At 60.6% G+C, this 12,425-nt stretch carries 11 protein-coding genes; 8 read left to right on the top strand and 3 right to left on the bottom strand.

All coding sequences use genetic code 11. From position 1 onward, the window contains the following. Nucleotides 1–29 precede the first annotated feature (29 nt). The 3 genes from AB4O08_RS15325 to AB4O08_RS15315 are packed head-to-tail and all read right to left on the bottom strand — an operon-like array spanning nucleotide 30 to nucleotide 2,495. Nucleotides 30–797 (bottom strand): TerB family tellurite resistance protein, encoded by a 768-nt coding sequence (locus AB4O08_RS15325; protein ID WP_154847372.1) that lies wholly within the window; start codon nucleotides 795–797, stop codon nucleotides 30–32. A 1-nt stretch (nucleotide 798) separates the two neighbouring features. Further along, nucleotides 799–1,473: an N-acetylmuramate alpha-1-phosphate uridylyltransferase MurU gene (gene murU, locus AB4O08_RS15320; RefSeq protein ID WP_198831488.1), complete on the bottom strand. Its 675-nt coding sequence runs from the start codon at nucleotides 1,471–1,473 to the stop codon at nucleotides 799–801. Continuing rightward, the gene (locus AB4O08_RS15315) at nucleotides 1,470–2,495 is read right to left on the bottom strand and encodes an aminoglycoside phosphotransferase family protein (RefSeq protein ID WP_047542627.1); all 1,026 of its coding nucleotides are present in this window, start codon (nucleotides 2,493–2,495) and stop codon (nucleotides 1,470–1,472) included. The genes murU and AB4O08_RS15315 overlap by 4 nt, the downstream gene beginning before the upstream one ends. Nucleotides 2,496–2,625: 130 nt before the next feature. On the opposite strand from AB4O08_RS15315, the gene AB4O08_RS15310 reads away from it, so the two are divergent. The 8 genes from AB4O08_RS15310 (at nucleotide 2,626) to AB4O08_RS15275 (ending at nucleotide 12,421) form a co-directional block, all read left to right on the top strand. After that, nucleotides 2,626–5,439 carry an LPS-assembly protein LptD gene (locus AB4O08_RS15310; protein WP_198831489.1) on the top strand — a complete coding sequence of 938 codons (2,814 nt, stop codon included), beginning with the start codon at nucleotides 2,626–2,628 and terminating at the stop codon, nucleotides 5,437–5,439. Beyond that, nucleotides 5,414–6,751, top strand: a complete 1,338-nt coding sequence (locus AB4O08_RS15305) for a peptidylprolyl isomerase (protein ID WP_021491372.1) — start codon at nucleotides 5,414–5,416, stop codon at nucleotides 6,749–6,751. The genes AB4O08_RS15310 and AB4O08_RS15305 overlap by 26 nt, the downstream gene beginning before the upstream one ends. Then, complete coding sequence (gene pdxA / locus AB4O08_RS15300) at nucleotides 6,748–7,737, top strand: 4-hydroxythreonine-4-phosphate dehydrogenase PdxA (protein WP_042571472.1); 990 nt, start codon at nucleotides 6,748–6,750, stop codon at nucleotides 7,735–7,737. The genes AB4O08_RS15305 and pdxA overlap by 4 nt, the downstream gene beginning before the upstream one ends. Next, the gene (gene rsmA / locus AB4O08_RS15295; protein WP_460114206.1) at nucleotides 7,734–8,546 is read left to right on the top strand and encodes a 16S rRNA (adenine(1518)-N(6)/adenine(1519)-N(6))-dimethyltransferase RsmA; all 813 of its coding nucleotides are present in this window, start codon (nucleotides 7,734–7,736) and stop codon (nucleotides 8,544–8,546) included. The genes pdxA and rsmA overlap by 4 nt, the downstream gene beginning before the upstream one ends. A gap of 97 nt (nucleotides 8,547–8,643) precedes the next feature. After that, nucleotides 8,644–9,024: a Co2+/Mg2+ efflux protein ApaG gene (gene apaG, locus AB4O08_RS15290; protein ID WP_010206973.1), complete on the top strand. Its 381-nt coding sequence runs from the start codon at nucleotides 8,644–8,646 to the stop codon at nucleotides 9,022–9,024. Next, a complete protein-coding gene (locus AB4O08_RS15285; RefSeq protein WP_021491369.1) occupies nucleotides 9,024–9,875 on the top strand; it encodes a symmetrical bis(5'-nucleosyl)-tetraphosphatase in 852 nt (283 codons plus the stop codon). The genes apaG and AB4O08_RS15285 overlap by 1 nt, the downstream gene beginning before the upstream one ends. Before the next feature lie 9 nt (nucleotides 9,876–9,884). After that, the gene (gene glpE, locus AB4O08_RS15280) at nucleotides 9,885–10,214 is read left to right on the top strand and encodes a thiosulfate sulfurtransferase GlpE (protein ID WP_010206975.1); all 330 of its coding nucleotides are present in this window, start codon (nucleotides 9,885–9,887) and stop codon (nucleotides 10,212–10,214) included. A 284-nt stretch (nucleotides 10,215–10,498) separates the two neighbouring features. Beyond that, nucleotides 10,499–12,421 carry a PrkA family serine protein kinase gene (locus tag AB4O08_RS15275; protein ID WP_010206976.1) on the top strand — a complete coding sequence of 641 codons (1,923 nt, stop codon included), beginning with the start codon at nucleotides 10,499–10,501 and terminating at the stop codon, nucleotides 12,419–12,421. Nucleotides 12,422–12,425: the final 4 nt, after the last annotated feature.

Genomic DNA, 12,425 nt, shown 5'->3' with positions numbered 1-12,425 from the left:
CTTGCCAGCTCCTACAGGGGGTGGGCACACTAACGGAAATCCCGACGCTCGCGAATCAACGCATAGGCGTTATGCAACTCGCGAGTACGCTCGGTTGCCTCACGCACTTGTGCAGGGCTGGCGCCGGTGCCGGCGATCTTGTCCGGGTGGTGGCGGCTGAGCAGTCGGCGATAAGCCCGCTTGATCACAGATGGCTCGGTGGTGGCCGTCACACCCAGCAAGCGCAACGCGTCCTGATAGGTAACACCGCGACTGACCAGCGGTTTGCGCTCCGGCTTGTAGTCGGCTGCCAGCGCCTGCATCTGCTGCGGCGTCCACCCCAGCCATTTGCCCCACAGGTCAATCAAGTCACGTTCGGCGTCATCCGCCCGTCCGTCCGCCCAGACCATGCGCCAGCATGCGCGCAATAAGCCTTCCGCGGCATGGGGTTGGGCCTTGAGCACACGTAGATAACTGCGCACCCGGTCGGAGCCGGACTTGCCGCGATTGAAGGCCGCAATCGCGCGACGTTGGGCCGAGTCGGTCATCTCCAGCGAGCGCATTTCCTGGCGCGCTTGTTGGATATGACCATCGGCGACCCGACCGTTGCTCTTGGCCAAACGCCCCAGCAACACGAATAACAGCTCGTCATTGCGCAACGCCGGGCGCCCGCCCAGGCGCTCGCGCAACTGCGCCCAACTGTGCAGTTGCAGGCGGCGGTCGAGTGCCTGCCCCAACAGTGCGCCCAGCATGGCCCCCGGAATACTGGCAATGGCAAAGCCAGCCCCGGCGCCGATCAGCGTCCCTGGCCACAGCATGTTACTGCCCCGCTGTCAGCAGGGTTTCGACCTGCGCCAGGCGCTCCAGCGTACCGACATCAATCCAGCGTCCTATCATGTGCTCCCCCGTCACCAGTCCCTTGGCCATCGCCGCCCGCAGCAGCGGTGCCAGCTTGAAGGCACCCGCGCTGCACCCCTCGAACAACTTGGGGTCGAGCACGGAAATGCCACTGAAGGTCAGGTTATCGGCACCGGGCGCGGCATCATGAAGCAAACCTTGATCAAGGTAGAAATCACCGCCCGAAGGGTGATGGGCCGGGTTATCGACCATCACCAGATGAGCCAGGCCCTTGAGCGGCCGTTTGAGTTGGGTGAAGTCGTAGTCGGTCCAGATATCGCCATTGACCACCAGGAAAGGTTCGTCCCCCAGCAAGGGCAATGCCTGGAAGATCCCGCCGCCGGTTTCCAGCGGCTCGCCCTCGGGGGAGTAACGGATGCGCAAGCCAAATTGCGCGCCATCCCCCAGGTAGTTTTCGATCTGCTGGCCGAGCCAGGCATGGTTGATCACGATATCGGTGAAGCCGGCCTTGGCCAGCGCTCCCAGGTGATACTCGATCAGACGCTTGCCGCCGGCCTGCACCAGTGGCTTGGGCGTGTGCAAGGTGAGTGGGCGCATCCGCTCGCCCTTGCCGGCGGCCAGGATCATCGCCTTCATACATTGGCCTCGGCGGGTTGGCGCAGGCTGGCGAGCAATTCACCCAACTCGCTCAACTCCGGACGGTCGGCCAGCACGGCTTCTATATAAGCAAAGAAGCGCGGCACGTCGGCCAGATAGCGTGGCTTGCCGTCACGATGGCAAATGCGCGCGAAGATACCGATGACCTTGAGGTGGCGCTGCACGCCCATCAGTTCGCTGGCGCGCAGGAAATCGTCGAAATCCGCCTGCACCGGAATGTTCAGTTGCCGCGCACGCTCCCAATACCCACGCAGCCATTCCTGCACGCGGGCCTTGGGCCAGCTGAGGAAGGCGTCCTTGAACAGGCAGGTGATGTCATAGGTAACCGGCCCGTAGACCGCATCCTGGAAATCCAGCACGCCAGGGTTGGGTTCGCTGATCATCAGGTTGCGCGGCATATAGTCGCGATGCACCAGCACTTTCGGCTGCGCCAGGGCACTGTCGATCAGGTGGTCACTGACGCGCTGCCATAGCGCTTGCTGCTGCGCATCCAGTTCGATACCCAGGTGACGGCGCACGTACCACTCCGGAAACAATTCCAGCTCGCGGCGCAGCAAGGCGAGGTCATAGCTGGGCAGCGGCGCGTCCATCGGCAATTGCTGGAAAGCCAGCAAGGTGTCGATGGCATCGGCAAACAATGGGTCGGCATTTTTGTCGTCAATCACGTCCAGATAGGTTTTTCTGCCCAGGTCATTGAGCAAAAGAAAGCCGCGCGGCAAATCTTCTGCGTAAATTTTTGGAACATTTATCCCTGACTTCGCCAGCAAATGCGCGATATCGACGAATGGTTTGCAGTTTTCCTGGGGGGGTGGAGCGTCCATGACCACGAAGGTACGGCCACCGCCTTCCCAACGGAAATAGCGCCTGAAACTCGCGTCGCTGCTGGCCGCGGTCAATGTGGCCGGGGGTACGACACCCCAGCCTTGAGCGTTGAAAAGGATCGGCAACTGCTCATCCAGCCAGACTTCCAGCTGTTGTAAACGTAGATCTTGCTCGGGCATTACAAGGGTCTCCGACGGCGCTAGCCGTCAAGCGGGGCATGCTTTATTATCACGCATCTTTTTCAGACCATCGAGAGGCGTGCGGCCCAAACCGCGGGCAGATGGCACGCAGGAAGCCCGGACTAATAAGATGGCATTGAAATCCCCCGCGTTTCGTAGAAAATTTCCGTTGCTGGTAACCGGCAGTCTGCTGGCCTTGCAACCCTTCGCCACCTCATTCGTGGTCGCCGCGGAACAGTATGACTGCTCAGTCTCTGCTTCGGGTGCCTGGGATTGCGCGCCGAAAACCGCCGCAGCCCCTCTACCACCGCGCCCGGTGCATGATGGCGCAGCCATCAGCTCCGCCAACAGCACGGCGCAGACCGATGCTGGCGGCAAAGCCGAGGCCGAGCCCAAGACCGCACTGGTCACCGAATCCAAAGGCCGTGGCCTGCGCTCGCGCAGCGCCGACTACAGCCACCTGGACTGGGTACCACGCGAGAAGCTGACCGCCGCGCAGCTGGCCGAAACCGGCCCGTACTGCGGGGGTGCGTACATCGAGCCGACTCGTCCTGGCATGAACGACAAGACGAACAAGAGCGATGCGCCCACCTTCATCGGCGCCAAGGCTTCGCGTTACGAGCAGGAACAACAAATCGCTACCCTGGCCGGTGACGTCGTCATGCGCCAGGGCAGCATGCAGTTGGAATCTGAAGAAGCCAGCCTGTACCAGGCCGAGAACCGTGGCGAGCTGAACGGCAAAGTCCGTCTGCGCGACAACGGTGCACTGATCGTGGGCGACCATGCCGAAGTGCAACTCGATACCGGCGCGGCCCAGATCGACAACGCCGAATACGTGCTGCACAAGTCGCGCATCCGCGGTAACGCGCTGTACGCCAAGCGTGCTGAAAACGCGATCATCCGTCTCAAGGACGGTACGTACACCACCTGCGAGCCAGACAGCAACGCCTGGCAGCTCAGGGGCAACAACATCACGTTGAACCCGGCTACCGGTTTCGGTACGGCGACCAACGCGACGTTGCGGATCAAGAACATCCCGATCCTCTATACCCCTTACATCTATTTCCCGATCGACGACCGTCGTCAATCCGGCTTCCTGCCGCCGAGCTTCAGCACCGGCAGCGAAACCGGCTTCACCCTGGTTACGCCGTACTATTTCAACCTGGCGCCCAACTACGACGCCACGTTGTACCCGCAATACATGACCAAGCGCGGTTTGTTGATGGAAGGCGAATTCCGCTACCTCACCAAATCCAGCGAAGGCCAGTTCGGCGGCGCGTACCTGAACGACGACAACGACGAGCGCAGCAAGCAGACCGACTACGAAAAAACCCGTTACATGCTCAATTGGCAGCATCGCGGCGGGTTGGATTCGCGTCTGGCGACCCAGGTGGATTACACCCGGATCAGCGATCCTTACTACTTCCAGGATCTGAAGTCGTTCCAGGAAGGCGTTGAAAGCCGGGATGCCCTCAATCAACAGGGTTCCGTGACCTACCGGGGCGACTCTTACCAGGCGCGCCTGAACGTCCAGGCTTACCAGTTGGCGACGATCTCCCAGATCACGCCGTATGACCGGTTGCCGCAAATCACCTTCAATGGTGCGCTGCCGTACCATCCGGGCGGGCTGAACTTTACCTATGAGACCGAAGCTGTTCGCTTTGAACGCAGCCTTGAAAAAGGCACGTTCACCGATCAGGACGGACTTGTATCGCCTCGCCTGGACACCTACGTCACCGGCCTCACCCGCGCCAACGGCACACGTTTGAACGTTGCGCCAGCCGTCGACTACCCGATGAACTGGACCTACGGGTTTATCACGCCGAAGCTCAAGTACGTTTACACCAAGTACGATCTTGACCTCGACAGCACCGGCAAGAACCAGATCATTGCGAGTCAAAATGCGGCAGCCGCAGCCGGCACTCAATATGCCGGTGGCACCTTCAAAAGCTCGCAAGACCGCGCAGTTCCTATCGCCAGCGTCGACAGCGGCCTCTATTTCGACCGCAACACCAACTGGTTCGGCAAAGACTATCGCCAGACTCTCGAGCCGCGTGCGTTTTACCTGTATGTGCCAAACAAGGACCAGAGCGACATCCCGGTCTTTGATACCAGCGAATACTCGTTCAGCTACGCCTCGCTGTTCCGCGACAACCGCTTCAGCGGCTCTGACCGGATCGGCGACGAGAACAAACTGTCCCTGGGCTTGACCAGCCGCTGGATCGAAGAAAACGGCTTCGAGCGTCAGCGCGTATCCGTGGGCCAGGCGGTGTACTTCAAGGATCGTGAAGTGCAACTGCCAGGCATCCTCGCGGCTGACCGTGCCGATGCACAGTCCGATGTTTCGCCGGTAGCTCTGGACTACGAGTTCCGCTTCAACCGTGACTGGCGCGCCACTGCCGACTACAACTGGGACACCGAGGAACACAGCCCTCGTTCCGGCAGCGCGATGCTTCACTACCAGCCGGAAGACAACCCGAACAAGATCATCAACGTCGGCTATCGCTATCGTAACGACCAGGTCGTCTACAACCAGCTGACCGGCAAATGGCAGTTCGGTGGCGACTACGGTACGCCTGGTCAAGAGAACTACGTGAAGGATTACTACAAAATCCAACAACACGACTTCTCGATGATGTGGCCGATCATTCCACAATGGAACCTGATCACCCGCTGGCAGTATGACTACGCTCGCAACCGTACCCTGGAAGCCTTCGGTGGTTTCGAGTACGACAACTGCTGCTGGAAACTGCGCGTCATCAACCGTTACTGGGTTTCCAACGACGAATACAGCCAGATCGCCCCGCTTAACGAAAAGGGTGACCACGGGCTCTTCTTCCAGATCGTCCTCAAAGGACTCGGCGGCCTGACTGGCGCCAAGGTAGAGAGCTTCCTCGACAAAGGCATTGAAGGTTATCGTGAACGTGAAGACCAAGCTTTCTGATTGTCTGCGCCCGCTAGTGCTGGGCGCGCTGTTCCTGGGTACCGCATCGGCGCACGCTGCGGTTCAAGAACTGGATAAGGTCGTGGCCATCGTCGATAACGACGTGATCATGCAGAGCCAACTGGACCAGCGCGTCAAGGAAGTCCAGCAAACCATCGCCAAGCGTGGCGGTGGGGTGCCACCGACCAGCGTTCTGGACCAGCAGGTACTGGAGCGCTTGATCGTCGAGAACCTGCAACTGCAGATCGGCGATCGTTCCGGCATCCGTATTTCGGACGAGGAACTGAACCAGGCCGTGGGCACCATTGCCCAGCGCAACAACATGAGCATCGACCAGTTCCGCGCAGCCCTGGCCCACGACGGTTTGTCCTATGAGGACGCCCGTGACCAGATCCGCCGTGAAATGATCATCAGCCGTGTACGTCAGCGCCGTGTGGCCGAGCGGGTTCAGGTGTCCGAGCAGGAAGTGAAGAATTTCCTGGCGTCGGACCTGGGCAAGATGCAGCTTTCCGAAGAGCTGCACCTGGCCAACATCCTCATCCCGACACCGGACAGCGCCAACTCCGAGCAGCTCAATGCAGCCGCCGCCAAGACCCAGGCTATCTACGAGCGCCTGAAGGCAGGTGCCGACTTCGCGCAAATGGCGATCGCCCAGTCCGGCAGCGACAACGCACTGGAAGGCGGCGACATGGGCTGGCGTAAAGCGGCTCAATTGCCTCCGCCGTTCGACCGCGAGCTGAGCGCAATGGAAGTGGGTGGCATCACCCAACCTGCGCGTACACCGGGTGGTTTCATCATCCTGAAGCTCCTGGAAAAACGCGGCGGCGAAACGTCGCTCAAGGATGAGGTGCACGTTCGCCACATCCTGGTCAAACCAAGCGAAATCCGCACCGAAGCCCAGACCAAGGAACTGGCCCAGAAGATCTATGACCGCATCGAAAGCGGTGAAGACTTCGCCACCTTGGCCAAGAGCTTCTCGGAAGACCCGGGATCGGCCCTCAACGGCGGCGACCTGAACTGGATCGACCCGAAAGCCTTGGTGCCGGAGTTCCAGCAAGTCATGGCCGACACCCCGCAAGGCGTACTGTCCAAGCCATTCAAGACCCAATATGGCTGGCATGTGCTGGAAGTCCTTGGCCGTCGCGCCACCGACAACACCAATCAAGCACGCGAGCAACAAGCACTGAACGTACTGCGTAACCGCAAATACGACGAAGAGCTGCAAACCTGGCTGCGTCAGATCCGCGACGAAGCCTACGTTGAGAACAAGCTGCCAGGCGCCCAGACAGGCACCGACCAGGCAGTTCAGTGAAACCCCAGCGTTTCGCGGTGACACCCGGCGAGCCGGCCGGCATTGGTCCTGACCTGTGCCTGCTGCTCGCCTCGCAACCCCAGCCACACCCCCTGATTGCCATTACCAGCCGCGACCTGCTCCTTGAGCGGGCCGCGCAGCTGGGTGTGGCTGTCAACTTGCTGGAGGTGGAGCCAGGCAGCTGGCCCGACCTGCCCGCCCCCGCCGGCAGCCTGTACGTGTGGGACACCCCGTTGCAGGCCAAGGTGGTTGCCGGCCAACTGGACAAGGCCAACGCCGCGTTCGTGCTGGAAACCCTGACGCGCGCCGGGCAAGGCTGCATCGACGGTGACTTCGCCGGCATGATCACCGCGCCAGTACACAAAGGCGTGATCAACGAATCCGGCATCGCCTTTTCCGGCCACACCGAATTTCTCGCCGACCTGACCCACACCGAACAAGTGGTGATGATGCTGGCGACGCGCGGCCTGCGGGTCGCGCTGGTGACCACGCACCTACCGCTGCGTGAGATTGCCGACGCCATCACCGTCGAGCGACTGGAGCGCGTGACGCGCATCCTGCATGCCGACCTGCAACAGAAGTTCGGCATCGCCCGACCGCGCATCCTGGTCTGTGGGCTCAACCCCCACGCCGGCGAAGGCGGCCACTTGGGCCATGAAGAAATCGACATCATCGAACCCACCCTGGAGCGTCTGCGCCAAGAAGGCATGGACCTGCGCGGCCCACTGCCTGCGGACACTCTGTTTACCCCCAAATATCTGGAGCACTGCGACGCAGTGCTGGCGATGTACCACGACCAGGGGCTGCCGGTGCTTAAATACAAAGGCTTCGGCGCCGCCGTCAACGTGACACTGGGCCTGCCGATCATCCGCACCTCCGTCGACCATGGCACCGCCCTGGACCTGGCGGGCAGCGGCAAGATCGATACCGGCAGCCTGCACGTGGCCCTGGAAACCGCCTATCAGATGGCCGAGACCCGTATATGACCGAGCATTACCAACACCGGGCGCGCAAGCGCTTCGGGCAAAACTTCCTGCATGACGCTGGCGTGATCGACCGCATCCTGCGCTCCATCCATGCCAAGCCTGAAGACCGCCTGCTGGAAATCGGCCCGGGCCAGGGCGCATTGACCCAAGGCCTGCTAGCCAGTGGCGGCCAACTGGACGTGGTTGAGTTGGACAAGGACCTGATCCCGATCCTCAACCAGCAGTTCGCCGGCAAGCCCAACTTCAACCTGCATCAGGGCGATGCACTGAAGTTCGACTTCAACACCCTCGACGCCGCGCCTAACAGCCTGCGCGTGGTGGGCAACCTGCCGTACAACATCTCCACGCCGCTGATTTTCCACCTGCTGAACAACGCCGGGATCATCCGCGACATGCACTTCATGCTGCAAAAGGAAGTGGTAGAACGTCTGGCCGCAGGTCCTGGGGGTGGTGATTGGGGCCGCCTGTCGATCATGGTTCAGTACCACTGCCGCGTCGAACACCTGTTCAACGTGGGCCCTGGCGCGTTCAATCCGCCGCCAAAGGTCGACTCGGCCATCGTACGCCTGGTGCCCCACGCCGTGTTGCCACACCCGGCCAAGGACCACAAACTGCTGGAGCGTGTCGTACGCGAAGCGTTCAACCAGCGTCGCAAGACCCTGCGCAACACGCTCAAGGCACTGTTGAGCAATGCCGAGATCGAAGCTGCCGGCGTCGATGGCGGCCTGCGCCCGGAGCAACTGGACCTGGCCGCATTCGTGCGCCTGGCCGACCAACTGGCCATTCAGCCTGCACCAGCCGCGAACTGACAGCACCGAGCTAGGCTAGACACATGTCTGGCCTAGTGCCCTCCTCTTGGCCTAGACTGAACCGCATCTGCTGTCTTCCGCTTTTAAGGCCTCTTGCATGTCCGATCCTCGCTACCAGATCGACGTCAGCGTCGTCACCCGCTTCCTGGCGGACCAATCCCAACCTGAACAGAACCGCTTTGCCTTTGCCTACACCATCACGGTGAAAAACAACGGGCTGGTGCCGGCCAAGCTGCTGTCGCGCCACTGGGTGATCACCGACGGTGACGGTCAGGTCGAAGAAGTTCGCGGCGCCGGCGTGGTTGGCCAGCAACCGTTGATCGACAGCGGCGCCAGCCATACCTATAGCAGCGGCACGGTGATGACCTCCAAAGTCGGCACCATGCAGGGCTCGTATCAGATGAAAGCCACCGACGGCCAATTGTTCGACGCCATCATCGCGCCCTTCCGCCTCGCCGTGCCGGGAGCCCTGCACTGATGGCGACGTACGCGGTCGGTGATCTGCAAGGCTGCCTGGAACCCCTCAAGTGCCTGCTTGAGCGCGTGGCCTTCGACCCAGCCAACGATCGCCTGTGGCTGGTCGGTGATCTGGTCAACCGCGGCCCGCAATCCCTGGAGACGCTGCGCTATTTATATCGCCTGCGCGACTCCCTGGTGTGCGTATTGGGTAATCACGACCTGCATCTGCTGGCAGCCGGCAATAACATTGAGCGCCTGAAAAAGGGCGACACCCTGCGGGAAATCCTCGAAGCACCGGATCGCGCCGAACTACTCGACTGGCTGCGCCGGCAAAAAATCATGCATTACGACGAAGGCCGCAACATGGCCCTTGTCCATGCTGGCATCCCGCCCCAGTGGACGCTGAAGAAAGCCCTCAAGTGCGCCGCCGAAGTCGAAAGCGCCCTGGCCGATGACACCCTCTATACCGCCTACCTTGACGGCATGTACGGCAACGAGCCAGTGAAGTGGGACAACGACCTCACCGGCGTCACGCGCCTGCGGGTCATCACCAACTACTTCACGCGCATGCGCTTCTGTACTGCCGAGGGCAAGCTCGACCTCAAGAGCAAGGAAGGCGCGGACACCGCGCTGCCGGGCTACAAGCCCTGGTTTGCTCACAAGGAGCGCAAGACCCGCGACACCCCGATCATTTTCGGCCACTGGGCGGCCCTTGAGGGCAAGTGCAATGAGCCCGGCGTATTCGCCCTCGACACCGGCTGCGTGTGGGGCGGCGCCATGACCCTGATGAACATCGACACCGGCGAGCGTCATAGCTGCCAGTGCGAATCCCCTCTTCCCGTTACACTGCCGGCTACTGCCAAGCCATAGGAGCCCGCCATGAGCGAATTCAAACGTATCCCCCCCGAACAAGCCCAGGCACTGCGCGAGCAAGGTGCCGTGGTGGTCGACATCCGTGACCAGCCAACGTATGCGGCTGGCCACATCACTGGCGCCCAGCACCTGGACAACGTCAACATCGCCGATTTCATCCGCGCCGCCGACCTCGATGCACCTGTGATCGTGGCCTGCTATCACGGCAATTCCAGCCAGAGTGCAGCGGCTTATCTGATCAGCCAGGGTTTCTCCGACGTCTATAGCCTGGATGGCGGCTTTGAACTGTGGCGTACGACTTATCCTGCGGAAATTTCTTCCGGCAATTCGCAATAATTTTTTTCACACCCCGCTACCCCGCGTGACGCTTGGGCTCGCGCCGTTTCTGACGAACGGCGCAGCCAAACTAATTGCGCATCGCGCCTTGACCTCTCCGATTCCGAACTATCCTTAAGCGCAGGCCATCCGAATCAGGGGAGAGCCGGTACACCGGCGTGCGGGTCATCGGTAGCGTTTCAGGGTGTTTGGGGGGAAAACAGCCATTGGCGCCTGCCAATGTCTGCCAGCATCGACTGATTGATCCGGCGTCGGCTCCACGTATCGAGCGAGGTGACGACGTCATGAGTATCTTTAGCCACTTCCAACAACGCTTCGCATCCACACAGCAGGAAGAACTCACGCTGCAAGAGTATCTCGAGCTGTGCAAACAGGATCGCAGCACCTACGCGTCTGCCGCCGAACGTCTGCTGCTGGCGATTGGCGAGCCGGAGCTGATAGACACCTCGAACAATTCGCGGCTGTCGCGAATATTCTCCAACAAGGTGATCCGTCGTTATCCGGCCTTTGAAGACTTCCACGGCATGGAAGAATGCATTGACCAGATCGTCTCCTACTTCCGCCATGCCGCCCAAGGCCTGGAAGAGAAGAAACAGATCCTCTACCTGCTCGGCCCCGTCGGTGGCGGTAAATCGTCGCTGGCCGAAAAGCTCAAACAACTGATCGAAAAAGTGCCCTTCTACGCCATCAAGGGCTCACCGGTCTTCGAGTCGCCCCTGGGCCTGTTCAACGCCACGGAAGATGGCGCGATCCTCGAAGAAGACTTCGGCATCCCGCGCCGCTACCTCAACACCATCATGTCGCCCTGGGCCACCAAGCGCCTGGCCGAGTTCGGCGGTGACATCAGCCAGTTCCGCGTGGTGAAGCTCTACCCGTCCATCCTCAACCAGATCGGCGTGGCCAAGACCGAACCAGGCGACGAGAACAACCAGGACATCTCGGCGCTGGTGGGCAAGGTCGATATTCGCAAACTTGAAGAATTCCCACAGAACGACGCCGACGCCTACAGCTACTCGGGCGCGCTGTGCCGGGCCAACCAGGGCCTGATGGAGTTCGTGGAAATGTTCAAGGCACCGATCAAGGTGCTGCACCCACTGCTCACCGCGACCCAGGAAGGCAACTACAACAGTACCGAAGGCCTGGGCGCGATTCCGTTCACCGGGATCCTGCTGGCCCACTCCAACGAATCGGAGTGGCACACCTTCCGCAACAACAAGAACAACGAAGCCTTCATCGACCGGATCTACATCGTCAAGGTGCCGTACTGCCTGCGAGTCAGTGATGAGATCAAGATCTACGACAAGCTGCTGTTCAACAGCTCGCTGTCCAAGGCTCATTGCGCACCCGACACCCTGAAGATGCTCGCCCAGTTCACCGTGCTGTCGCGCCTCAAAGAGCCGGAAAACTCGAACATCTATTCGAAGATGCGCGTGTACGACGGCGAAAACCTCAAGGACACCGACCCCAAGGCCAAGTCAATCCAGGAGTACCGCGACACCGCTGGTGTGGATGAAGGCATGAACGGCCTCTCGACGCGCTTCGCGTTCAAGATCCTGTCCAAGGTCTTCAACTTCGACCCGCACGAAATTGCGGCCAACCCGGTGCACCTGCTCTACGTGCTGGAGCAACAGATCGAACAGGAGCAGTTCCAGGCGGAAACCCGCGAACGCTACCTGCGTTTCCTCAAGGAATACCTGGCGCCGCGCTACATCGAATTCATCGGCAAGGAAATCCAGACCGCGTACCTCGAGTCCTACAGCGAGTACGGCCAGAACATCTTCGACCGCTACGTGCTGTACGCCGACTTCTGGATCCAGGACCAGGAGTACCGCGACCCGGAAACCGGCGAGATCCTCAACCGCGTGGCCCTCAACGAGGAGCTGGAAAAAATCGAGAAACCGGCCGGCATCAGCAATCCGAAGGATTTCCGCAACGAAATCGTCAACTTCGTGCTGCGCGCCCGCGCCAACAACAACGGCAAGAACCCTACCTGGCTCAGCTACGAGAAGCTGCGGGTGGTCATCGAGAAGAAAATGTTCTCCAACACCGAGGACCTGCTGCCCGTCATCAGCTTCAACGCCAAGGCCAGCAAGGAGGATCAGCAAAAACACAACGACTTCGTCACACGAATGGTCGAGCGCGGCTACACCGACAAACAGGTACGGCTGCTCTCCGAGTGGTATCTGCGGGTTCGTAAATCGCAGTAAGGCA

This window comes from Pseudomonas sp. H3_E07 (genome assembly GCF_054668895.1).
The sequence above is the reverse complement of the archived record's forward strand: the minus strand, read 5'-3'. Positions and strand labels throughout refer to the sequence as shown.